Annotated in this window: 26 protein-coding genes and 1 pseudogene; 9 read left to right on the forward strand and 18 right to left on the reverse strand. The window is 75.0% G+C overall.

Features of this window, described 5'->3' with window-relative positions; genetic code table 11:
* Window positions 1-24: 24 nt before the first annotated feature.
* Both G7075_RS13815 and G7075_RS13820 read right to left on the reverse strand, forming a co-directional pair.
* Window positions 25-693 (reverse strand): MBL fold metallo-hydrolase, encoded by a 669-nt coding sequence (locus tag G7075_RS13815; protein ID WP_205860510.1) that lies wholly within the window; start codon window positions 691-693, stop codon window positions 25-27.
* Window positions 690-1,784, reverse strand: a complete 1,095-nt coding sequence (locus tag G7075_RS13820; RefSeq protein ID WP_166122636.1) for an S-(hydroxymethyl)mycothiol dehydrogenase — start codon at window positions 1,782-1,784, stop codon at window positions 690-692. The genes G7075_RS13815 and G7075_RS13820 overlap by 4 nt, the downstream gene beginning before the upstream one ends.
* Window positions 1,785-1,964: 180 nt before the next feature.
* Between G7075_RS13820 and G7075_RS13825 the strand changes: the two genes are divergently transcribed.
* A complete protein-coding gene (locus G7075_RS13825; protein ID WP_166122638.1) occupies window positions 1,965-2,288 on the forward strand; it encodes a transcriptional regulator in 324 nt (107 codons plus the stop codon).
* Window positions 2,289-2,319: 31 nt separating this feature from the next.
* Here G7075_RS13825 and ispF read toward each other — a convergent pair whose 3' ends face one another.
* Genes ispF through G7075_RS13835 form a run of 3 tightly spaced genes read right to left on the reverse strand, consistent with a single transcriptional unit; the run spans window position 2,320 to window position 4,043 of the window.
* The gene (gene ispF / locus G7075_RS21385) at window positions 2,320-2,808 is read right to left on the reverse strand and encodes a 2-C-methyl-D-erythritol 2,4-cyclodiphosphate synthase (RefSeq protein ID WP_240917621.1); all 489 of its coding nucleotides are present in this window, start codon (window positions 2,806-2,808) and stop codon (window positions 2,320-2,322) included.
* A 9-nt stretch (window positions 2,809-2,817) separates the two neighbouring features.
* On the reverse strand, window positions 2,818-3,525 hold the full coding sequence (ispD, locus tag G7075_RS21390; protein WP_240917622.1) for a 2-C-methyl-D-erythritol 4-phosphate cytidylyltransferase: 708 nt from the start codon (window positions 3,523-3,525) through the stop codon (window positions 2,818-2,820).
* Between the two features lie 35 nt (window positions 3,526-3,560).
* Window positions 3,561-4,043, reverse strand: coding sequence for a CarD family transcriptional regulator (locus G7075_RS13835; protein WP_166122640.1), 483 nt, complete (start codon window positions 4,041-4,043; stop codon window positions 3,561-3,563).
* Between the two features lie 277 nt (window positions 4,044-4,320).
* Between G7075_RS13835 and G7075_RS13840 the strand changes: the two genes are divergently transcribed.
* Entirely contained in the window at window positions 4,321-4,821 is a 501-nt protein-coding gene (locus tag G7075_RS13840) for a hypothetical protein (RefSeq protein ID WP_166122642.1), read from the forward strand.
* A 25-nt stretch (window positions 4,822-4,846) separates the two neighbouring features.
* Here G7075_RS13840 and G7075_RS13845 read toward each other — a convergent pair whose 3' ends face one another.
* The gene (locus G7075_RS13845; protein ID WP_166122644.1) at window positions 4,847-5,527 is read right to left on the reverse strand and encodes a response regulator transcription factor; all 681 of its coding nucleotides are present in this window, start codon (window positions 5,525-5,527) and stop codon (window positions 4,847-4,849) included.
* Window positions 5,524-6,723 carry a cell wall metabolism sensor histidine kinase WalK gene (locus G7075_RS13850; RefSeq protein WP_166122646.1) on the reverse strand — a complete coding sequence of 400 codons (1,200 nt, stop codon included), beginning with the start codon at window positions 6,721-6,723 and terminating at the stop codon, window positions 5,524-5,526. The genes G7075_RS13845 and G7075_RS13850 overlap by 4 nt, the downstream gene beginning before the upstream one ends.
* Window positions 6,724-6,914: 191 nt before the next feature.
* On the opposite strand from G7075_RS13850, the gene G7075_RS22920 reads away from it, so the two are divergent.
* The 6 genes from G7075_RS22920 (at window position 6,915) to G7075_RS13875 (ending at window position 13,559) form a co-directional block, all read left to right on the forward strand.
* Window positions 6,915-7,304 carry a phosphate uptake regulator PhoU gene (locus G7075_RS22920; RefSeq protein ID WP_371814244.1) on the forward strand — a complete coding sequence of 130 codons (390 nt, stop codon included), beginning with the start codon at window positions 6,915-6,917 and terminating at the stop codon, window positions 7,302-7,304.
* On the forward strand, window positions 7,283-7,609 hold the full coding sequence (locus G7075_RS22925; protein ID WP_371814076.1) for a phosphate uptake regulator PhoU: 327 nt from the start codon (window positions 7,283-7,285) through the stop codon (window positions 7,607-7,609). Before G7075_RS22920 ends, G7075_RS22925 begins: the two co-directional genes overlap by 22 nt.
* A gap of 203 nt (window positions 7,610-7,812) precedes the next feature.
* Complete coding sequence (locus tag G7075_RS13860; protein WP_166122648.1) at window positions 7,813-8,562, forward strand: hypothetical protein; 750 nt, start codon at window positions 7,813-7,815, stop codon at window positions 8,560-8,562.
* A 96-nt stretch (window positions 8,563-8,658) separates the two neighbouring features.
* Window positions 8,659-9,576 carry a polyphosphate kinase 2 gene (gene ppk2 / locus G7075_RS13865; RefSeq protein WP_166122650.1) on the forward strand — a complete coding sequence of 306 codons (918 nt, stop codon included), beginning with the start codon at window positions 8,659-8,661 and terminating at the stop codon, window positions 9,574-9,576.
* A gap of 107 nt (window positions 9,577-9,683) precedes the next feature.
* The gene (locus G7075_RS13870; protein WP_166122652.1) at window positions 9,684-11,549 is read left to right on the forward strand and encodes a hypothetical protein; all 1,866 of its coding nucleotides are present in this window, start codon (window positions 9,684-9,686) and stop codon (window positions 11,547-11,549) included.
* A 60-nt stretch (window positions 11,550-11,609) separates the two neighbouring features.
* Window positions 11,610-13,559: a hypothetical protein gene (locus G7075_RS13875; RefSeq protein WP_166122654.1), complete on the forward strand. Its 1,950-nt coding sequence runs from the start codon at window positions 11,610-11,612 to the stop codon at window positions 13,557-13,559.
* A gap of 43 nt (window positions 13,560-13,602) precedes the next feature.
* Here the strand turns inward: G7075_RS13875 and G7075_RS13880 are convergent, their stop codons facing one another.
* From G7075_RS13880 to G7075_RS13895, 4 genes are all read right to left on the reverse strand, one after another.
* Window positions 13,603-14,340 carry a phosphoglyceromutase gene (locus G7075_RS13880; protein ID WP_166122656.1) on the reverse strand — a complete coding sequence of 246 codons (738 nt, stop codon included), beginning with the start codon at window positions 14,338-14,340 and terminating at the stop codon, window positions 13,603-13,605.
* 107 nt (window positions 14,341-14,447) lie between these two features.
* Window positions 14,448-14,963 carry a YbjN domain-containing protein gene (locus G7075_RS13885; RefSeq protein WP_166117787.1) on the reverse strand — a complete coding sequence of 172 codons (516 nt, stop codon included), beginning with the start codon at window positions 14,961-14,963 and terminating at the stop codon, window positions 14,448-14,450.
* Window positions 14,960-16,276 carry a D-inositol-3-phosphate glycosyltransferase gene (gene mshA / locus G7075_RS13890; protein ID WP_166122658.1) on the reverse strand — a complete coding sequence of 439 codons (1,317 nt, stop codon included), beginning with the start codon at window positions 16,274-16,276 and terminating at the stop codon, window positions 14,960-14,962. The genes G7075_RS13885 and mshA overlap by 4 nt, the downstream gene beginning before the upstream one ends.
* Window positions 16,273-17,073: a hypothetical protein gene (locus G7075_RS13895; protein ID WP_166122676.1), complete on the reverse strand. Its 801-nt coding sequence runs from the start codon at window positions 17,071-17,073 to the stop codon at window positions 16,273-16,275. The genes mshA and G7075_RS13895 overlap by 4 nt, the downstream gene beginning before the upstream one ends.
* Before the next feature lie 57 nt (window positions 17,074-17,130).
* Here G7075_RS13895 and G7075_RS13900 point away from each other — a divergent pair, with 57 nt between their 5' ends.
* Window positions 17,131-17,934 carry a class I SAM-dependent methyltransferase gene (locus G7075_RS13900; RefSeq protein WP_166122679.1) on the forward strand — a complete coding sequence of 268 codons (804 nt, stop codon included), beginning with the start codon at window positions 17,131-17,133 and terminating at the stop codon, window positions 17,932-17,934.
* Here G7075_RS13900 and G7075_RS13905 read toward each other — a convergent pair.
* The 7 genes and pseudogenes from G7075_RS13905 to G7075_RS13930 all read right to left on the reverse strand — a co-directional run bounded on the left by G7075_RS13905 (window position 17,919) and on the right by G7075_RS13930 (window position 21,694).
* Window positions 17,919-18,242 carry a DUF2516 family protein gene (locus G7075_RS13905; RefSeq protein ID WP_166122680.1) on the reverse strand — a complete coding sequence of 108 codons (324 nt, stop codon included), beginning with the start codon at window positions 18,240-18,242 and terminating at the stop codon, window positions 17,919-17,921. The two genes, G7075_RS13900 and G7075_RS13905, sit on opposite strands and share 16 nt — an antisense overlap.
* A gap of 16 nt (window positions 18,243-18,258) precedes the next feature.
* Window positions 18,259-18,684 (reverse strand): D-aminoacyl-tRNA deacylase, encoded by a 426-nt coding sequence (gene dtd, locus G7075_RS13910; RefSeq protein WP_166122683.1) that lies wholly within the window; start codon window positions 18,682-18,684, stop codon window positions 18,259-18,261.
* On the reverse strand, window positions 18,681-19,388 hold the full coding sequence (locus tag G7075_RS13915) for an asparaginase (protein WP_371814077.1): 708 nt from the start codon (window positions 19,386-19,388) through the stop codon (window positions 18,681-18,683). Before G7075_RS13915 ends, dtd begins: the two co-directional genes overlap by 4 nt.
* A 125-nt stretch (window positions 19,389-19,513) precedes the next feature.
* Window positions 19,514-19,798: pseudogene (locus G7075_RS22930) on the reverse strand (asparaginase); the annotation flags it as partial.
* A gap of 30 nt (window positions 19,799-19,828) precedes the next feature.
* Window positions 19,829-20,533, reverse strand: coding sequence for a hypothetical protein (locus G7075_RS13920; RefSeq protein ID WP_166122685.1), 705 nt, complete (start codon window positions 20,531-20,533; stop codon window positions 19,829-19,831).
* Window positions 20,534-20,622: 89 nt separating this feature from the next.
* Window positions 20,623-20,997, reverse strand: a complete 375-nt coding sequence (locus tag G7075_RS13925; protein WP_166122687.1) for a helix-turn-helix domain-containing protein — start codon at window positions 20,995-20,997, stop codon at window positions 20,623-20,625.
* Window positions 20,998-21,190: 193 nt separating this feature from the next.
* Complete coding sequence (locus G7075_RS13930) at window positions 21,191-21,694, reverse strand: DUF4395 domain-containing protein (RefSeq protein ID WP_240917623.1); 504 nt, start codon at window positions 21,692-21,694, stop codon at window positions 21,191-21,193.
* Window positions 21,695-21,776: the final 82 nt, after the last annotated feature.

The following is a 21,776-nucleotide window of genomic DNA, read 5'->3' on the forward strand; positions in this document are numbered from 1 at the left end:
CGGCGGGTCCACACACGTTCGCGGTCAGTGGCCGCGGTCGAGCCACTCGTGGAGGTGCGGGGCCTCGTCGCCGATGCCCGTCGGGTCGCCGTGGCCGGTGAGGACCACGGTCTCGGGCGGCAGGGTGAGCAGGCGCGTGCGGATGGACTCGACGATGGTCGGGAAGTCGCTGTACGAGCGACCGGTGGCGCCCGGCCCGCCGTTGAAGAGGGTGTCGCCGCTGAACAGCACCCCGAGCGCCGGCACGTGCAGGCAGCAGGCGCCCGGCGCGTGACCGGGGGTGTGCAGCACGGTGGCCTCGACGTCGCCGACGGTGAACACCTGGCCGTCGGCGAGCTCGCCGCCCGGCGCCGCGTCCTGGCTCTGGTCCCACAGCACGCGGTCGTCGGGGTGCAGCCACGCCGTGGCCCCGGTCTCGGCGACCAGGTCGGCGACGGCGTTGACGTGGTCGTTGTGGCCGTGGGTGCACACGACGGCGACGACGTGCCGCCCGCCCACGGCCTCGAGGATGGCACCCGCGTCGTGCGCCGCGTCGACCACGAGCACCTCGCGCTCGTCGCCGAGCAGCCAGACGTTGTTGTCGACCTCCCACGAGCCGCCGTCGAGCTCGAACAGCCCCGAGGTGACGACCCGCTCGACGCGCACGCCGCCGGCCGAGGTCGGGACGTCACGGCCGACCGGCGTCGCGCTCACGCCGGACCCTCCAGGACGACGACCGAGCGCAGCACCTCGCCCTTGTGCATCTTGTCGAAGGCGGACTCGATGTCGTCGATCCCGATCCTCTCGCTGACGAAGGCGTCGAGGTCGAAGCGACCCTGCCGGTAGAGCTCGACGAGCATCGGGAAGTCGCGCGAGGGCAGGCAGTCGCCGTACCAGCTGGACTTCAGCGACCCACCGCGCCCGAAGATGTCGATCATCGGCAGGGTCACCTGCTGGTCGGGGGTCGGGACGCCGACGAGCACCACCGTGCCGGCGAGGTCGCGCATGTAGAAGGCCTGCTCGTAGGTCTCGGGACGCCCGACGGCCTCGACGACGACGTCGGCCCCGTGTCCACCGGTGAGCGCGCGCACCGCCTCGACCGCGTCCTCGGTGGAGGCGTCGACGGTGTGCGTGGCGCCGAAGCCCTTGGCGGCCTCGAGCTTGCGGGCGTCGACGTCGACGGCGACGACGGTCGTGGCCCCGGCGATGTGGGCGCCGGCGATGGCGGCGTTGCCGACGCCACCGCACCCGATGACCGCCACCGAGTCGCCGCGCCCGACCTGACCGGTGTTGACGGCGGCCCCGAAGCCGGCCATCACGCCGCAGCCGAGCAGCCCGACCGCGGCGGCATCGGCCTCGTCGACCTTCGTGCACTGGCCGGCGGCGACGAGCGTCTTCTCGATGAACGCGCCGATGCCGAGCGCCGGCGAGAGCTCGGTGCCGTCGGTGAGGGTCATCTTCTGCGTCGCGTTGTGGGTGGCGAAGCAGTACCAGGGCTTGCCCTTGAGGCAGGCGCGGCACTGCCCGCAGACGGCACGCCAGTTGAGGATGACGAAGTCGCCGGGCGCCACGTCGGTGACCCCCTCGCCGACCGCCTCGACCCGGCCGGCGGCCTCGTGGCCGAGCAGGAAGGGGAAGTCGTCGTTGATGCCGCCCTCGCGGTAGTGCAGGTCGGTGTGGCAGACGCCGCAGGCCTCGACGGCCACGACGGCCTCTCCGGGCCCCGGGTCCGGGACGACGACGTCGACGAGCTCGACGGGAGCCCCCTTCGATCGCGCGATGACACCCTTGACGGTCTGCGGCATGGTTCCTCCTCGGTCGAGCGGCTCTGCTGGTCCGCGACCCACGCTAGTGCGGAGCGGGCGCGCGCCGGGAGCCCGCCGGGGCGTCCGCGGGCCGGTGCCGGTCGTCGCGGGCCGGCGCCGGCCGCTGCGGGGTGGGCGCTCTCCCCTTTCCCGCGGGGAAAGCCGACGTATCCTGACCGCATGCCGCACCCGGTGTTCGACGAGGTCATCCACGAGCCGCACCGGCTGCGCATCTGCGCCTTCCTCGTGCCGGCCGCCGGGCGTGACTTCGGCGAGGTGCGCGACGCGATGGGCCTCTCGGACTCGGCGCTGTCCAAGCACCTCAAGGCGCTGACCGCCCAGGGGTACGCGCGGCTCGACCGCAGCGCGCGCGACGGTCGGCAGGTCACCCGGGTGGCGCTGACCTCGGCCGGGCGGGAGGCCCTGTGCGGCCACGTCGCCGAGCTCCAGCGGATGGCCCGCATCGTCGGGGCCGACCGCCGCACCGGCCTGCGCGGCTCCTGACCCCGCCTGACCCCGCCCGAGCGCGGAGTGCTCAGGCGCGGGGGACGACGAGGGCGGTCGCGACGGCGGCGACGCCCTCACCGCGCCCGGTGAGCCCGAGACCGTCGGTCGTCGTGCCGCTGACCGACACCGGAGCCCCGGCGGCCTCCGACAATGCGGCCTCGGCCTCGGCCCGGCGGCGGCCCACCTTCGGGGCGTTGCCGACGACCTGGACCGCGACGTTGCCGATGTCGTAGCCGGCCTCGCGCACCAGCCGCGCGGCCTCGGCGAGCAGCGTCACCCCGGACGCACCGGCCAGCTCGGGGCGGCCCGTGCCGAAGTGCGCCCCGAGGTCGCCGATCCCGGCGGCGGAGAAGAGGGCGTCGCAGGCCGCGTGGGCGGCGACGTCGGCGTCGGAGTGCCCGTCGAGCCCGGGCTCGCCCGGCCAGAGCAGCCCGGCCACCCACAGCTCGCGCCCGGACCCCTCGGCGGCCAGGGCGTGCACGTCGACGCCGACACCGACGCGGGGCAGGACGCTCATGCCCCGATGCTAGGTGTACCCGGGCCCGCCGACGAGGCGCTCGGCGTGCGCGAGGTCGTCGACCGTCGTCACCTTGAACGCCCGGGAGTCCCCGTCGACGACGAGCACCCGGTGCCCGAGCGCCTCGACGAGCGCCGCGTCGTCGGTGGCCCCGGCACCCCCGGCGTGCGCCGCCTCGAGCACGTCGCGGCGGAAGCCCTGCGGCGTCTGGACGGCGCGCAGCGAGGACCGGTCGGGGGTCGAGGTGACCAGGCCCCGGTCGTCGACCGCCTTGACGGTGTCGACGACCGGCACGCCCGGGACGACCCCGACGTGCCCGGCCCGCACGGCCTCCACGACCCGGTCGAACACGGCGACGGGCGTCAGGCACCGGGCGGCGTCGTGGACGAGGATGAGGTCGCACGTGGGGTCGAGGGCGGCCAGGCCGGCGGCGACCGATGCGGAGCGCTCGGCCCCTCCGGCCACCACGCGCGCACCGCGGGGCAGCGCGACGCCGGCCCACGCGGCGGCCTCGGGGTCGGACAGTGCGGGGGGTGCGACGACGACGAGCGACCCGAGCCCCTCGACCCGCACCACCGCCTCGAGCGCCCAGGCGAGCAGCGGGCGCCCGGCCAGGGGCACGAACGCCTTGGGCACCCCCGCCCCGAGCCGGGACCCCGACCCGGCCGCGACGACGACGACGCCCACGCCGCGAGGTGCGGCGTGGGCGTCGGTCACGTCAGATGGTGTCGTCGCCGGGGCGACGCACGGGGTCAGGACGCGAGGACCTCGTCGAGGATGGTCTCGGCCTTCTCCTCGTCGGTCTTCTCGGCGAGCGCGAGCTCGGAGACGAGGATCTGGCGGGCCTTGGCGAGCATGCGCTTCTCGCCGGCGGAGAGGCCGCGGTCCTTGTCGCGGCGCCACAGGTCGCGGACGACCTCGGCGACCTTGATGACGTCGCCGGAGGCGAGCTTCTCGAGATTGGCCTTGAAGCGGCGCGACCAGTTGGTCGGCTCCTCGGCGTACGGCGTGCGCAGGACCTCGAAGACCTTGTCGAGACCGGCCTTGTCGACGACGTCGCGCACGCCGACGAGGTCACAGTTCTCGGCGGGAACCTCGATGACGAGGTCGCCCTGGGCGACCTTGAGCTTGAGGTAGAGCTTCTCCTCTCCGCGGATCGTGCGGGTCTTGATCTCCTCGATGCGCGCAGCCCCGTGGTGGGGGTACACGACCGTCTCGCCGACCTTGAAAACCATGTGTTGTTGGCCCCTTTCGCGGGTCTCAGGATACCACGACACGCCGGGTGCACCGAATGCAGAGTGCCGGCGTTCGTGCAGGTCAGAGGCCTGCGCAGGGTGTCCCGGAGAGATTTTCGGGGGTTGACAGGACGGCAGTTCCCGTGCTTTGCGCGCGCGCCGGGCGCGGGCGTCGCGCGGGACGGGACGGACCGTCCGGCGGCGCCGGCCGGACCTGCGCGCGCCCCCGGCCGGACCTGCGCGCGTCCCCGGTGCGGCCCCGGCTATCCTTGCCCGCGTGAGCACCCGCGCCGCCTCCGCCCTCCGGTTCGCCGGCCTCGCCGCCGCCGCGCTGCTCGCCTCCGGGTGCGCGGTCTTCTCCCCCACCCAGACCGACTACCCGTACCTGCCGGCCGACGGCGTCGACCTGACGGTGCCCGGCCTGACGCTGCGCAACGTCGCGATCGTCGCCGGCGCCCAGGGGTCGCCCGGGGTCATCGTCGGGCAGGCCGTCAACGACGCCTCCGACGCCGTCGACGTCGCCTTCGCCCTCGAGGGCACGCAGGGGGCCACGACCTCGGTGCCGGCCTACTCCGGCACCACCCTCTCGACCGCCACGACGAAGCTCGAGGTCGGGAACGTGCCGGTGGCCCCGGGTGCGATGGTGCAGCTGACCGTCACGACCCGGGAGGCCGGCCAGAACGTCGTCCTCGTGCCCGTCCTGGCGCCCGACCGGTACTACTCCGACCTCGCGGTCAGCCCCTCGGCGTCGCCGACGCCGTCGCCCACCTCGAGCTGACGCCCGCCGCCCGGCCCTGAGGCTTTCAGGCCTCGAACTTGTAGCCCAGGCCGCGCACCGTGAGGATGTGCGCCGGGTTCCCCGGGTCGGCCTCGACCTTGGCCCGCAGGCGCTTGACGTGCACGTCGAGGGTCTTGGTGTCGCCGACGTAGTCGCTGCCCCAGACCCGGTCGATGAGCTGCATCCGGGTCAGCACCCGGCCGGTGTTGCGCAGCAGCATCTCGAGCAGCTCGAACTCCTTGAGCGGGAAGGGCATCTGCTCGCCGCGGACCGTGACCACGTGGCGCTCGACGTCCATCCGCACGGGGCCGGCCTCGAGGGTGGTCGGCAGCAGCTCCTCGGGCTCTGCGCCGCGGCGCAGCACGGCCTTGATGCGGGCCAGCAGCTCGCGCGAGGAGTAGGGCTTGGTGACGTAGTCGTCGGCGCCGAGCTCGAGGCCCACGACCTTGTCGATCTCGCTGTCCTTGGCCGTGAGCATGATGACCGGCACGTTCGAGCGCTGGCGCAGGGCGCGGCAGACGTCGACCCCGGACAGGCCCGGCAGCATGAGGTCGAGCAGCACGAGGTCGGCCCCCGCGGCGTCGAACTGGCTGAGCGCCTCGTGCCCGTCGTCGGCCACCGACACCTCGTACCCCTCCTTGCTCAGCAGGTACGACAGCGGGTCGGAGAAGGACTCCTCGTCCTCGACGATCAGGATGCGCGTCATGCGGTGCTCTCTCCTCGGGAGGCGACGGCGACACCGGGTCCGGGGTCGTCCGCGTCATCGGGGTCGACGGCCTGGGGGGCCGCGACCGGCAGTCTCATCGTGAACGTCGAGCCGCGCCCCTCCTGGCTCCACACGGTGACCTCACCACCGTGGTTGGCGCAGACGTGCTTGACGATGGCCAGCCCGAGGCCGGTGCCGCCGGTGGCCCGCGAGCGGGCGGCGTCGACCCGGTAGAAGCGCTCGAAGATGCGCTCCTGCTCGGCCGCGGGGATGCCCTGGCCCTGGTCGGTGACGGCGATCTCGACGGCGTCGTCGACGAGCCGGGCGCCGATGCCGACGCGGGTGCGGTCGTCGCTGTAGTTGACGGCGTTGGTCAGCAGGTTCGCCACGGCGGTGGTCAGCAGCTCGGCGTCGCCGAAGACCTTCAGGCCCCGCTCGGTGGCCAGCCCGAGGTCGATGTCCTTGGCCTCGGCCGCCACCCGCACCCGGTCGAGCGCCTCGACGAGCACGGTGCCGATGTCGACGAGCTCGGGCTCGTGGAGGGTGTCGGCGACCTGGAGGCGGGAGAGGTCGACGATCTCCTGGACGAGCCGCCCGAGCCGGGTGGCCTCCACCCGGATGCGCGAGGCGAAGCGGGCGACCGCCTCGGGGTCGTCCTTGCCGTCGAGCACGGCCTCGGCGAGCAGCGAGATGCCGCCGACGGGGGTCTTCAGCTCGTGCGAGACGTTGGCGACGAAGTCACGGCGCACCTCCTCGACCCGCCGGGCGTGCGTGTGGTCCTCGGCGAGGATGAGCACGTGGTGCAGGCCGAGGGTGGCCACGCGCACGCGCATCACGACGCTGGCGTCGGGCGAGGGGCCGCGGGCCAGGTCGAGCTCGGCCTCGCGGATCACGCCGTCGCGGCGCACGAGCCGGGCGAGGTGGCGCAGCTCGGTGTGCACGAGCTCGCCGTGGCGCACGAGGCCGTAGGTGAGGGCGGGGGCGGAGGCCTTGACGACGGCGTCCGAGGTGTCGACGACGACGGCGATCGAGCGGAGCACCGACAGGACGTCGCCGACCCCACGGGCCAGCGGCGGCTCCTCGACCGCGGGCGCCTGGCTGAGGCTGCGCTCGGACCAGCGGCCGGCGAGGACGCCGACGGCCCCGACGACGAGGCCGGCGGCCCCGCCGAGCGTCGCCGCGATCGTCGCATCCACGAGATCCAGCGTACGGCCGCGTTCCGGCCCCTCCGTTCGCCCCGGACCCGTGCCACGCACGCGGACTCCCGAAGTTCACCTCGGCATCGTCTGCGGTTCATCCCCGGGTGCGATGGTTCCCGGGCGACGGCGCGGACCGCCGGCCACCGTCGCGCCCACCGAGCCCCGGAGACGAAGGACCACCACCCGTGATGCGCAAGGCCTACCACGAGGAGCTCGACCGGATCGCCGAGAGCCTCGTCGAGATGACCCACCTCGCGGCGTCGGCGATGAGCCGGGCCACGACGGCCCTCCTCGACGCCGACGTCCACCTCGCCGACTCGGTGATCACCGCCGACGCCGACATCGACGCCCGCCGCGAGCAGATCGACCTGCTCTCCTTCGACCTGCTCGCCCTCCAGCAGCCGGTCGCCACCGACCTGCGCGTCGTCGTCACGAGCATGCGGATGAGCAGCGACATCGAGCGGATGGGCGACCTCGCGCGGCACGTGGCCAAGGTCGCCCGGCTGCGCTACCCCGCCTCGGCCGTCCCCCGGAGCTGCGCGGGACCTTCCGGGAGATGGGGTCGGTCGCCGAGCTGATCGTCGAGAAGGTCGGGTCGGTCATCGCCCGGCGCGACGTCGCCGGCGCCCTCGAGGTGGCCCGCGACGACGACGCGATGGACCGCCTCCACCGCGACCTGTTCGCCCAGGTCACCGGGCCCGACTGGCCGCACGACACCGAGACCGCCGTCGACATCACCCTCCTCGGCCGCTACTACGAGCGCTTCGCCGACCACGCGGTGTCGGTCGCCGAGCGGGTCGTCTGGATCGTCACGGGCGAGTGGGGCGACGAGGCCGGTGGCGGGCACGACGAGGTCGCCGACACCGCGTCGGCCGGGGCCTGACTCCGGCGGCCCGGACCACGCGCCGGGGTCGGCCGAACGGCCGACGTCCGGGGGACCGAACAGGCCCCTGACCTGCGATGACATCGGTGTCTTGTCAAATCTTGACCTGACTCTTACCGCCCCCGGAACTTAACGCCTGCGGCCGTCGACGGGCCCGCCGACGATGGAGGACCAGCCACCCTCTCGCCGTCCAGGAGCCCGCCGTGGACACCCCCGCAGCCGCACGTCACACCGCCCGCCGCCCCGCCCTCCGTCGGGCCGCCGCCGCTCTCGCCCTCGTCGCCGGCCTGGGCCTGACCGCCCCCGCCGCCGCCGACGCGGCCGGCATCCGGCCCGTGCCCGTCGCGGCCACGGCGACGGCGAAGGCCGCCGCGGCGGTCGCGAGCCAGCGGCCGGTCGTGCTCCAGCGGATCGGCGCCCTGCGCTCCGACGTCACCCGCGCCACGGCGGCCCTGGCCGGCTCCGGGCTGCCGGCCACCGAGAAGCGGGTCAGGGCCCACCGGCTGCGGACCGCGCAGTCGACCCTGACGGCGGCCGCCCTGCGCGCCCGGTCGGCGCGCACGATGACCCAGCTGAGCGGTGCCGCCACCCTCGCCGAGCGGGTCGCCCCCGAGCTGCTGCCGACCTCGACCGAGGTGCTCGCCCGCGGACGCGCCGCGCTCGACACCCTCGCCGTCGTGCGGCCCGACCTCGAGGACCTGGACTTCCGGGCCTCCGTCGGCGAGGCCAACGGCTTCGACGTCAGCACCTGGGCCGGCCCGGTGCGCGCCGGCCTGCCGAAGGCCGTGGACGCCGAGGCGCTCGCGACCCGCGTCGTCGACACCGTGTCGGCCACCGGCACCGTCACGTCGCAGGACCTCGCCGACCTCGTCTCCGCCGAGTCCCTGACCGCCGACGCCACCTCGCTCGAGGCAGCCGCCCGGGACGCTCGCGCCGCCCTCAACGGCTCCTGACGCCCCTGCGGCGGGAGGTCGCCGCCACCCACGGGGTCACCGACGTCACGCCGGTGACCCCGTGCCCGTCCCGGCGCGCGGCGCTACGCTCGCGACGTGGACGAGGAGCGCCGGTCGGTGACCGAGGACTACGCCGAGGAGCTCGAGGAGCTGCACGACCTCGAGGAGGCCGGTGGCGCCGACGTCGACGTCAAGGTCGGCAAGGCCTGGCAGTACGGGTACCCCTACTCCAAGAAGCTCCCCCGCGAGGAGTACGAGCGCACCAAGCGCCGTCTCCAGGTCGAGCTGCTCAAGCTCCAGCTGCACGTCAAGGACACCGGCGCCAAGGTCGTCGTGCTCTGCGAGGGACGCGACGCCGCGGGCAAGGGCGGGGCCATCAAGCGCTTCATGGAGCACCTCAACCCCCGCGGCGCCCGGGTCGTCGCCCTCGAGAAGCCCACCGAGGTCGAGCGCACCCAGTGGTACTTCCAGCGCTACGTGCAGCACCTGCCGAGCGGTGGCGAGATCGTCTTCATGGACCGCTCCTGGTACAACCGCGCCGGCGTCGAGCGGGTCATGGGCTACTGCACCCCGACGCAGTACCTCGAGTTCATGCGCGAGTGCCCCGAGTTCGAGCGGATGCTCGTCAACTCCGGCATCCACCTCGTCAAGCTGTGGTTCTCGGTGAGCCAGGAGGAGCAGGCCGCGCGGTTCGCCTCCCGCCAGAACGACCCGGTGCGCCAGTGGAAGCTCTCGCCCACCGACCTCGCGAGCCTCGACAAGTGGGACGCCTACACCGAGGCCAAGGAGGCGATGTTCTTCTACACCGACACCGGTGACGCCCCGTGGACCGTCGTCAAGAGCAACGACAAGAAGCGCGCGCGGCTCGAGGCGATGCGGTTGCTGCTCAACGGGATCGAGTACCGCAGCAAGGACCTCGACGTCGTCGGCACCCCCGACCCGCTCATCGTCGGCCCGGCGTCGCGCATCTTCGAGCAGGGCGAGCACACCGACAGGGTGCTGCCCCGCCTCTGACCGGCCGCTCGGCCGACGACCTCGTGGGGGACACGCCCCGACCCGGTCGTCGCTCCCTGTCGGCCGAGGTCCTCGCGCCGGTGCGCTCGCCGGGTGACACTGTCCCGGTGACGGTCTCGGCGCAGGAGGACTTCGGCGGCTTCGTGGCCGCCCGCTGGCCCGACCTCGAGGCCGTCGCGCTCGTCACGACCCTCGACCCCGCGGCGGCCCGGGAGGCGACGACCGCCGCCCTCGCCACGTTGCACCCGCGGTGGGCCTCCACGCTCGAGGAGGGTGCACCGACGACGGCCGCGCGGGTGGCCCTGCTGGCCCGGCTCCTCCCCGCCCGCCGGTCCCGCGGCACGGACCGGACGGACCGGACGGACCGCGAGGTTCCCGCCGCCCCCGCCGCCGCGGCGCTCGAGTCCGCCGTCACCGACCCCCACGACGCCGTCCCGGCGGCCCTGCTCCGCGCCCTCGCCGCCGAGGAGCCGCTCGTGCGGTGCGCCCTGGCCGCCGAGGTCGTCTGGGAGTGCCCGCCCGCGGAGACCGGACGGTTGCTCGCGGGGGCCGGCTCGGAGCGGGCCGTGGAGCCGGCCGTGGCCGCCGCCCGCGAGCGCCTCGTCACCGCCCACCGCGCGGCGCGGGCCGAGGACGACCTCTCCCCCGCCGACCACCGCCTCGAGGGCGACCTCGAGGACCTGGTCCACCGGCTCGTGGCCCTCCAGCCCGAGCCGCCCGATGCCGGCTCGCTCGTCGGGCAGCGGGCGCGCTCGGTGCGTCGACGGGCCCTCGTCACCGGCGGCGGGGTGCTGGCCGCCGCCGGGGTCGCCACCTGGTGGGGCCTGGCCGCGCGCGAGGAGGCTCCTCCTGCTCGCCGGCCGGTCGCCGTCCCGACCACCGCGGGACCGGACGACGCGGCGTGGCGCAGCACCAGCCGGTGGCCGGCCCGGGGGGCGCTGGCCACCGACCTCGGCATCCAGGCGCTCGTGGCCCGGGCCGCCCCCGGCGCCCGGCTGCTCTACGCCGACGACGTGCACGACGTGCGCTGCGTCCTCGCCAAGACCCTCACGCCGGACGACGTCGGTGACGGCACCCAGCTGCGGATGTGGGCGGGCTCGGTCGGCGCTCCCGCCGAGCAGCTCACCGAGGTGGTCGTCGGGTTCGGCATCTACACCGTCCCGGACGTCGTCGCCGTCGGGGTCCCCCACCCGACGGAGGCGGCACTGCTCGTCCTCTCGCAGCCGACCGTCGAGGTCGCGCAGTACTCGCTGCTCGCCCGGCCGACGCGCGGTGGGCTGGTGTCGCGCACCTGGCGAGACGTCCGGCTCACCGACGGCGTCGGCTCGGCGCTGCTCGCCGCCCCGACCGGTCCGGCCGCCCGCGTGCGCTGCGGCGACTACGACGGCCCGCTGCCCGTCCCTGAATCGTGGAACGTCTTCGACGGCACCGACGACGACCTCCTCGCGCCGACGGTCGCGGACATCACCGGTTACCGCGCCGACCAGCTGCGGGAGCGTCGGGTCGTCTCGCGGATGCCGGCCCGGGTGACGCTGCCCCAGCTCGGAGCGGGACGGGTCACCGTCACCCTGGCCGTCGTCCACACGCCCGACGGCGGCGTGGTGCGCTCCCTCAGGCTGGCCACCGGCGACGCCGCCGGGAGTGGGTACACCTCGTTCGGCCCGTTCGTCGTCCCGGCGGACCGGGCCGAGGCGCCGTACGCCGTCCGCGTCGACGACTACAGCTCGGGACGGGCCACCTGGGTGGTCACGGCGCCCCCGGGTGCGGCGACCGTCCAGCTGCGCACCGACGACGGGTCCGACCGACCCCTGGCCCGTCCGGTCCCGGTCACCGGGCACGCCGTGGTGGTCGGCACCACCGACCTGAACTCCGCCCGGGTCCTCGTGCGGGACGGGCGCGGCCGCGTCCTCTGGAACGACGCCCCGGTCGAGGGCCGGTTCGCCTACGACACCGACCCCGTGACGGCCGGCTGAGCAGCGGTCCGCCCCGACCGTCCGGCCCGGGGACGCCCCGCGCGAGGGAGGATGGACCCCGTGACGCTCACGGTCGAGGAGGACTTCGACGGGTTCGTCGCGGCCCGGTGGCCCGACCTCGAGGCCGTCGCCGTCGTCGCGACCCTCGACGCCCCGGCCGCCCGGGAGGCCACGGCCACGGCGCTGGCGTCGCTGCGGACCCGGTGGGCCGCCACCCTGGAGGAGGGCAGCCCGACGGCCTCCGCGCGCCGGGCGCTGCTCGAGGCGGTGCGGCCCCGGTCGCGCCCGAGGCGGTCGGGTCCGGACGGCACGTCGGACCGGTCGTCGGACCGCTCGTCGGACGGCTCGTCGGACACCCCGGCGGAGCCGGTCGCACCGGCCGTCCTGCACGACCTCGTCGCCGACCCGGGCTCGAGCGTCCCGGGCGCCCTCCTCGACGCCCTCGCCGGGCTGCCGGTCCCGGTCCGCGGGCTGCTCGCGGCCGGCCCGCTCTGGGAGGCCACCGACGGCGAGCTGCTCGGCCTCGTCGGCCCGGACGGACCCTCGCCCGCCGAGCTCGACGACGGGCGTTCGCGGCTCCTCCACGCCCATCGCGGGGCGCGGGCAGCGGACGGGCTCGCGGTCGCCGACCACCTCCTCGAGCACGACCTCGCCGACCTCGTGCACCGGCTGGCCACGGTGTCGCCCGAGCCACCGGACCCCGCCGGCCTCGTCGTCGAGCGGGTGCGGCGGCTGCGGCGGCGCACCCTCGTGCTCGGTGGTGGGGCCGTGCTCGCCGCCGGGGCGGTGGGCTGGGCGGTCCTCGAGCGTGCCGGTGGACCGGCCGTGACCGCCCCCCGACCCTCCGCCGGGCCGACGACCCCGGGGCCGGACGACCCGGCGTGGGCGCGGTCCTCGCGCTGGGCGCCCCGCGGGGGTCTCGCGCGCGACCTCGGGATCCAGGCCCTCATCGCCCGCACCGGGGCCCGGCTGCTCTGGGCCGACGACCTCGCCGACCTGCGCGTCGTGCTCGCCGCCACGCTCGGCGACGACCGGCCCGACAGCACGGTCGTGCGGGCCTGGACCGGCCCACCGGGCACGCCCGGCGAGCGGCTCGTCGAGGCGGGGCTCGCGTACGACGCGGTGCTCGGGGTCGAGGACGTCGTGGCCGTCGGGCTCGACCGCCCGGGCGGCGCGGTCCTCGTCGTCCTGACCCGGCCCACCGAGGGCTCGGCGTCGTTCTCGCCCGTCGTGCGCCCCACCCCCGCGGGTTCCGTCGAGCGCGAGTTCACGACGCTCGGGCTCGCGAACGGCGTCGGGACGATGCTGCTGCCCGCTCGCTGGGGTGCCGCGGCCCGGCTCCGGTGCGCCGACTACGACGGTGCACCCCTGGCGGCGCGGACGTGGGAGCCCGGCGGCGTCGAGCTCGGGACCGGTGACCCGCTGGCCGACCTCATGGCCACCGTCGCGTCCTCGACGGGCATCCGCGTCGGGGACCTGCGCGGCGACGTGCTCGTCGACTCCCCCACGGACGGCAGCGTGCTCGACCCCACGGCGGTCTCTGCGACCGGCGGTGACGGGCGCGCGGTCCTGACCAGGGTGCGCACCCCGGCCGGGGCGGTGGTGCGGAGGCTCGACGTCCGGGACGACGGCCGGTCGGGCGCCTCGACCTTCCTCGTCAGCTCGACGGCCGTCGTCCCGGCCGAGCTCGCCGGAGAGCCGGCGGTGCTGCGCCTCGACGACTCCCCCGAGGGCACGGGGCGCTTCCTCGTCGTCGTGCCCGGGGGCGGCGCCACCTGCCGACTGGTCGCGACCGGGCGGGGTCGCTCACCCGCCTCCGAGGCCGCCCGGATGAAGCGCCGCACGGCCGTCGTCAGCGTCCCGGACGTCGAGCGCACCTCCGACGGCCTGCGCCTCGTCGTGCAGGACGCGGCGGGGCGCACGACGTACGACGACGTGCCGCCGGACGGCCGCGACCTCGCGGGGTACGACGACGGCACGGGGTGGCTGGGCCTGCCCCTGCCGTACTAGCCGTCCTGGTCCGTCCCGCGCGACGACCCGGAACGGTTGCGGCTCAGCGCCCCTGGTTCGCCACGGCCGCCGCTGCCGCTGCTGCCGCCTCGGGGTCGAGGTACTCGCCGGGGCCGGTGGGCATGAAGTCGTCACCGAGCCGGTAGACCAGCGGCATCCCGGTGGGGATGTTCAGCCCGGCGATGTCGTCGTCGCTGATGCCGTCGAGGTGCTTGACGAGGGCCCGCAGCGAGTTGCCGTGCGCGGTGACGAGGACCGTGTGACCGGCCGTCAGGTCGGCCTGGATGTCGTTCTCCCAGTAAGGCATCATCCGCGGGATGACGTCGGCGAGGCACTCGGTGAGCGGGACGTCGACGCCGGCGTAGCGCGGGTCGTCGGTCTGGTCGAACTCGCTGCCCTGCTCGATCGGCGGCGGCGGGGTGTCGAACGACCGGCGCCACAGCATGAACTGCTCGTCGCCGTACTTGTCGCGGGTGGCGGCCTTGTCGAGCCCCTGGAGGGCGCCGTAGTGCCGCTCGTTGAGCCGCCAGCTGCGGCGCACCGGGATCCAGTGCCGGTCGGCCGCGTCGAGGGCGAGGTTCGCGGTCGTGATCGCGCGGCGCAGCACCGAGGTGTGCACGACGTCGGGGAGCAGCCCGGCCTCGGCCATCAGCCGGCCGCCACGGACCGCCTCGGCCCGGCCCTTCTCGGTGAGGTCGACGTCGACCCAGCCGGTGAAGAGGTTCTTCTGGTTCCAGTCCGACTCGCCGTGCCGCAGGAGGATCAGGGTGTGCTCGGTCATGTCGCCAGCCTAGCCACCCCGCACCCCGACCCTGTGGGCATCCGTCCGCCGAACACGCCGTCCGGGCGGGGCGTCCGGCGGACCCTCCCCCACGAGGTCGGGAGGGGTCAGGTGTCGCGGGGCGGGTCGCCGGGGCGCTCGAGGATGTGCCGGAAGGCCTCGAGGTTGCGCAGGCTCTCGCCGCGCGAGACCCGCCACTCCCACTCCTTGCGCATCGAGGTGAGGAAGCCCATGACGAGCAGCTCGTTGAACGGCTCGTCGACGGCGGTCAGCACGACCCCGAGCAGCTGGTCGAGGTACCGCGCGTCGACGCCGGTCGCCGGCACGCGCCCGGTGACGAACACGTCGCCCGAGCGGTCGACGGCGTAGGCGAGCCCCGGCAGGCGCAGGTTGCGGCTGAGGAGGAAGCGGTAGACCTCGCCGTGGTTCTCGTCGGGGTTGCGGATGACGAACGCGGACACCGACAGCGCGGTGTCGCCGCAGACGAGCGAGACGACCGTGCGCAGCTTCTTCTCCCCGGGCAGCGAGACGACGAGCTCGTCGTCGCGCGCACCGGCCTCCCACTCGAGCCCGGTCTCGTCGAGGACGTCGCGGACCAGCGCGACGAGGTCGGCAGAGCTCACGGGATGACCGCCCGCGGCACGTCGGCGATCCGCTCGGCGTCGTCGATGGACACGTCCTTGGGGCGGGTCAGCGCCTCGCGGTAGACCTCGAGCAGGCGCTCGGCGGTGCGGGTCCATCCGAAGCCCTGCGCGTGCTCGGCAGCCTTGCGCGACAACGTCGCCCGGGTCGCGGGGTCGAGGGCGACCTCGCCCAGCGCGGTGGCCCACGCGGCGGTGTCGTGGCCGTCGACGAGCAGCCCGCCGGGCCCGACCGCGGTGGGCAGCCCGCCGACGTTGGCGGCGACGACCGGTGTGCCGCACGCCTGGGCCTCGACGGCGACGAGCCCGAAGGACTCGCTGTGCGACGGGACGGCGACGACGTCGGCCGCGCGGTACCAGTCGGCGAGCGTCGGGCGGTCGACGGGCGGCACGAGCCGCAGACGGTCGGCGATGCCGAGCCGCTCGCCGAGGTCCTCGAGGCCCATCGGGTTGCGGACGCCCGTGCCGCTGGCGCCCCCGAGGACCGCGACGACGAGCCGCTCGCGCAGGTCCGGCCGGCGCCGCACGAGCTCTGCGGCGGCCCGCACGAGGACGTCCGGGCCCTTGAGCGGCTGGATGCGGCCGACGAAGAGCAGCACGACCGCGTCGGCGGGCAGCCCGAGCGCAGCGCGGGCCTCGACCTGCGACCCGGGCGAGAACGTGACGAGGTCGACGCCGGGCTCGGCGACGGCGACCCGGGCGGGGTCGGCGCCGTAGAGATCGACCAGCTCGGCGGCCTCCCGCTCGGTGTTGGCCACCAGCCGGTCGGCGGCCTCGACGACCTGGGCCTCGCCGATCTCGCGACCGCGCGGCTCGGGCTCGTCACCGTCGGCGAGGTGGAGGTTCTTGACCCGCGCCATCGTGTGCATCGTGTGGACGAGCGGGACGCCCCACCGGTCGGCGGCCAGCCAGCCGACCTGCCCGGAGAGCCAGTAGTGGGAGTGGACGAGGTCGTAGTGCCCCGGCGGTGCGTGCGCGGCGACCCGCATCATCCCGGCCGCGAAGGCGCAGAGCTGGCCGGGCAGCTCCTCCTTCGAGAGGCCCTCGTACGGCCCGGCGGCCACGTGCCGGACGACGACGCCGGGCTCGACCTCGACGACCTCGGGCTGCGCGGCGCTGGTGGTGCGCGTGAAGAGGTCGACCTCGGTGCCGAGCCGGGCCAGCTGGCGGGCCACCTCGAGGACGTAGACGTTCATGCCGCCGGCGTCACCGGTGCCGGGCTGGGCGAGCGGCGAGGTGTGCACCGTGACCATCGCGACGCGCCGCGGGCGGGGCGCAGCGGCGGCATCGGTCATGGCTGCGAGTCTTCCACGGCCGGACGGGGCGTGTCCGTGACCGTCACCACGGCCCGGGGCGACCAGACGTGGATGGCGATGCGCCCGTCCTGGCGCAGGTCGACTGCGCGAGGGACCCCGACCGGGGCGATGGAGACGTCGGTGCCGAGCACCCACGTGAAGGCCGGCTGCTCCACGACGGCGGCCTCCATCCAGTAGGCCCGGGCCTTGAGGTTGCGTGCGGGCAGGGCCGGCTCGATGCCGGTCGTCGCCGGGCGCCAGTCGAGGTTGACGGCGACGCCGGAGGCGCCGGGGACTGCGACGTCCATCCGGATCCGGCCGTCGGTCGGCTCGAAGGTGATCCGCAGCGGCAGCGAGTGCGTCGCGTCGTGGACGACCCCGCTGTAGGTGACGGCCTCGTCGTCGCGGGTGACGGCGTCGATGGTCACGGCCGTGAGCGAGGAGGTGACCTGCTCGCGCGGGTGCTCGCCCGAGGTGTCGACCGTGCCGACGACGGCGGTGACGGGGGCTCCCTTGGTGACGGTGTCGGCGAGCACGGTGCTCCCCCGCGAGAGCCGGAAGCCGCGGTCGTAGAGCGTGACGGTGAGCCCGGCCCCGAGCGACTGCACCCCGAACGCGTTCTGGGAGACCTGCAGCAGACCGGGTTCGACGTCGGTGATGCCGATGTCGCGGGCCAGCACCTTGGGCACCCAGGACGTGAGGCCGAGCACCAGGGCCGCGGCGAGCGAGACGACGAGGGCGACCATCGAGAGGCTCACCGACCCCTCGCGACGCTCCGTCCGCAACCGCTCCAGCACCGTCTCAGGGTAGTCCGAGCGGCTGGGTGCCGGCGGGGGGCCACCTAGGCTGGGCCCGTGCCCGCCCAGCGCCCGGTCGGCGTCGTCACCCGCGGGACGACGAACCCCAACCGCCTCCGCCGCTGCGACCGGTGGCTCGCCGGACCGCAGGCGTGGCGGCTGCGACGGCACGCCGGACCCCCGGTCGTCGTCGACCTCGGCTACGGCGCCTCCCCCGTCACGGCCGTCGAGCTCCACGACCGGCTGCGGGGGGTGCGCCCCGACGTCGAGGTCGTGGGGGTGGAGATCGACCCCGACCGGGTGGAGGCCGCCCGGCCCCTCGAGCGGCCCGGGCTGCGCTTCGTGCGCGGCGGCTTCGAGGTGCCGGTACCCGGTGGTGCCCGGCCGGTGCTCGTGAGGGCCTTCAACGTCCTGCGCCAGTACGACGAGTCGCAGGTCGCCGCGGCCTGGGCGACGACGGTGGCGCGGCTGGCTCCCGGCGGGCTGCTCGTCGACGGGACCTGCGACGAGCTCGGCCGGCTGGCCTCGTGGGTGGCCGTCGGGGCCGATGGTCCGGAGTCGCTGACCCTCGCGTGGCGGCTGCGGGGGCTGGAGCGGCCGGGCGTGGTCGCCGAGCGGCTGCCGAAGTCGCTCATCCACCGCAATGTGCCGGGCGAGCCGGTGCACACCCTGCTCGGCGCCCTCGACGAGGCGTGGGAGCGGCAGGCGCCGCTGGCGTCCTACGGCGTGCGGCAGCGCTTCATCGGCACGGCGGCGGCGCTGCGGGACGCCGGCTGGCCCGTGCTCGACGGGCCGTCACGCTGGCGGCTCGGGGAGCTGACCCTCGCGTGGTCGGCGCTCGAGGGTCACCAGGGGCCGTAGGGGCCCTGCCGCCCGCCGCTGCCGCGACCCATCACCTGGTCGAGGGCGGGCTTGACGTCGGCGAGGTAGACCCCGGCCGCGACGATGCCGATGATGGCGATGAACCCCAGCCCGCCGATGGCCACGATGCCGAGCAGCACCGCGACGCCGGTGACGAGCAACCAGAAGTTCTTGGTCCGCTTGCCCGCCGCGGTGAAGGCGTCGGGGCGCCGGCGCACGCAGTCGACGAGGGCGAAGACCTCGACACCGAGGGCCGCCACCGTGAGCAGGAGGACGATCCAGTACTGGAGGTTGTCGAGGAACAGCATGGGCACAGCGTAGGCGTCAGACCTCGAGCAGGATGGTGACCGGTCCGTCCCCGACCAGCTCGACGTCCATGTGCGCCCCGAACCGGCCCGTCGCGACCTCGAGACCCCTGGCGCGCAGGGCCGCGACGACGGCGTCGACGAGCGGCTCGGCCACCGGCCCGGGGGCGGCGGCGTTCCACGACGAGCGGCGGCCCTTGCGGGTGTCGGCGTAGAGGGTGAACTGGCTGACGACGAGCACCGGGGCACCCTCGTCGAGCACCGAGCGCTCGCCGTGGAGGATGCGCAGGTCGGCGATCTTGCGGGCCGTCGTCTCCACCTGCTCTGGGCCGTCGTCGTGGGTGGCCCCGACGAGCGCGAGCAGGCCGGGCCGGGTGATCTCGCCGACGACCTCGCCGTCGACGGTGACGCTCGCCCGGTGGACGCGCTGCAGGACGGTCCTCACCCGGCGGTGCCCGCATCGAGGCCGACCGCGACCACGGCACCGACCGGGTCGCCGTGACCGAGCACCGGGGCGTCCTCGAGGCGTCCGTAGGCGTCGGAGGCCACGCCCAGCCGGCGCAGCACGGCGGCGAGCACGACCGGCCGGGCCCGCTGCCCGCCGTCGGCGACCTTGAGGGCGAGGCCCCGGCCGTCGGCCAGCCCGACGGCGTACACCGACTCGGCGCCGTCCTTCGCGACGAGGCCGTCGGTGCCCCGCATCAGGGCCGTGACGTCGCGACGGGTGCCGCCGACGAGCTCGGGGTGGGCGCGCATCGCGGCGGCGACCTCGGCCTCGGGGGTGCCGTCGGCCGCGCTCGCGACGCGCCCGAACGCGCGGGACAGCCCGCCGAGCGAGACGGCCATCACAGGTGCGCCGCAGCCGTCGACGGCCGTCGCGGCGACCGGCTCACCGGCGAGGTCCTCGAGGGTCGCGACCATGGCGCGCTGCAGCGGGTGCTGCGGGTCGAGGTAGGTGGCGGTGTCCCAGCCGTTGACCCGGCAGGTGGCGAGCATCGCCGCGTGCTTGCCGGAGCAGTTCTGGGCGAGGGAACGGGCGCTGCGGCCGGCCGCGACCCAGGTGTCGCGCTCGACCTCGTCGTAGGGCAGGTCGGGGGTGTTGAGCAGGTCGGCCTCGGTGAGGCCGGCGTCGGCGAGCATCGCGCGCACGCCGTCGAGGTGGAACGGCTCGGCGCTGTGGCTGGCGCAGGCCAGGGCGAGGTGCTCCGGGGGAGGTGCAGGCCGGCCCGGAGCATCGCCACGGCCTGGAGGGGCTTGTTCGACGAGCGCGGGAAGACCGGGTCGTGCGGGGCGCCCCAGGAGTGGAGCACGGCGCCGTCGGGGTCGGTGACGGCGACGCTCGCGCGGTGGGCGGACTCGACGAACCCGCCGCGCACGACGTGGGCGAGCACCGGGGCGTCGGCGAGCGCGGGCGGGGTGGGCAGCTCGGTGGGGTGCGGCACGTCAGCGACCCTAGCGCCGGCCGGGCGGGCCTCCCTCGGCCGCCTCGACCCGGCCCACGGCATCCCCACCCGTCGAGAGACGAGGACATGCCGTGCACCCCTCCGGGTGCACGGCATGTCCTCGTCGTTCGTCCGGGTGGTCCCGGGTCAGTCGCCGATCTTCTCGGCGGCCTTCTTCGTGGCCTTCGGCGCGGCCTTGGCGGTCTTGCGCGCGCTCGTGGTGGCGCCCTTGGCGGAGGCGGTCGTCTTCTTGGCGGCCTTCTTCGTCGTGGTGCTGGTGCGCTTGGCGGCGGTGCGGGTGCGCTTGGCGGCGGCCGCGACCTCGACCTGGGCCTCCTTGGCCTCCTCGGCGACCGAGTCGGTGAGGACGGTGGCGACCTTGACGGCCTCCTTGCGGCCCGTGGTGATGGTGGCCTTGGCGGAGCGCTCGATGTCGGCGGCGGCCTTGCGGGCGGTGGTCACCGCACCCTTGGCCTGGGCGACGGTGGTCTCGGCCTGGGCGACGAGGTCCTTGGTCGCCTGCTGGGTGCGGAGGCGGTTGACGATGCTCTTGCCGCGGGTCGCCAGGTCGGCGTAGCCCTCGGTGACCTTGCCACCGACGACGAGGCCCTGGTTGAGGGCGAGCGCCGGGAGCTCCTTGACCTGCTCGGTGACGGCCTCGACGCGGGCCTGGAGGGCGGCGGGGGTGAGGTCGGCGCGGGCGGCCTCGGCGCGCTTGGTGAGCTCGGCGCGGCGGACCTCGGCGCGCTTCTGGGCCTCGCGGACCTTCTCGACGGCCAGGTCGGTGGCGCCGGCGATGGCGTAGAGCGGGGTGGGGTCGATGGTGGTGCGGATGTCGTCGATGACGGCCATGGTGTGCTCCTTCGGTGGGCGTGCTGGTGCGGATGGTGCGTTCGGTGGTCGGTGGCCCGGTCGGCGACGCTGCCGGGGGCGAGGCGGCGTCAGTGCCGGGCGTCGTCCTCGACGTAGGACTCGTAGATGTCGAGGAGGGTCTTCTTCTGGCGGGCGGTGAGGAGCGTGTCCTCGGCGATGGCCCGGCGGACGTCGGGGCCGTCCGTGCTGGCGGTGGCGTGCTCGGCGTCGAGGATGCCGGCGCGCACGTAGAGCGACTCGGCCGAGACCTCGAGGCCCTTCGCCAGCTGTTGGAGGATCTCGGCGCTGGGACGCTTCAGGCCCCGCTCGATCTGGGACAGGTAGGGGTTGGAGACCCCGGCGAGCTCGGACAGCTGACGCAGGGAGAGGCGGGCGGACCGGCGCTGCTCGCGCAGGTACTCGCCGAGGCTCTCGCCCAGGTCGTTCAGCGGGTTCTTGCTCACGGATCCATTGTGCTTGCTCCAGTTAGCAAAATGCAAACTGAGGCAAGCGTGAGCCCGGCCACACGGTGATCGGGGGCCAGCCGCCGCGGGCCGCCGGGGCTCGGAGGGGGGTCATCAGACACCCCGTGGACCACGGTCGTTCCGGGTCGCGGTGGGGCCGGCGCACCTCGGCTGGGGGCCGGGCACGCGGCCGTCAGACGGGCTGGACCTCGCGGCGGCGCAGGGAGATGTCGTTGCAGGCGGCGCAGGTCTCCTCGGGCACGACGCCCCAGCGCATCAGGTACCCGAAGACGAAGCAGCCGGCACAGAAGCCGACGACCGACTCGAGCGTCGCGAAGACGAGGAGGACGACGAGCAGCCCGACGCTCACCACGGAGGACCCGAGCGCCAGCGCCACCGACGCGGCGAGCGTGAACACGAACCCGACGGCCTGCGCGAAGCGCTTCGGCGGCCCCGCCACGAGCACGGGCTCACCGAGACGGGGTGCGATGACCCTGGTCGCCAGCTGGCCGAAGGGGTCGAACCGGGGGCCGGACGCCACGCGGAGGGCGAAGCCGACGGCGAGCACGGCGGCCAGCCACAGCCATCCGGTGACCAGCGCGAGCGCCGTGACGAGCACGACCTGGCCGGCGACGGCGCGCGCGGCCTTCTCGTTGACGACGGCCGGGAACCCGATCAGCGAACGCATGGTTGCCATAACCCCGGATTATGCGACCGGCATTCCCCGACCACCGAACCCCGTCCACACCTCGGACCCGTCCGCCGCCGTCCACAGCGCG

The organism is Phycicoccus sp. HDW14 (assembly GCF_011383005.1).
Classification (GTDB): domain Bacteria; phylum Actinomycetota; class Actinomycetes; order Actinomycetales; family Dermatophilaceae; genus Phycicoccus.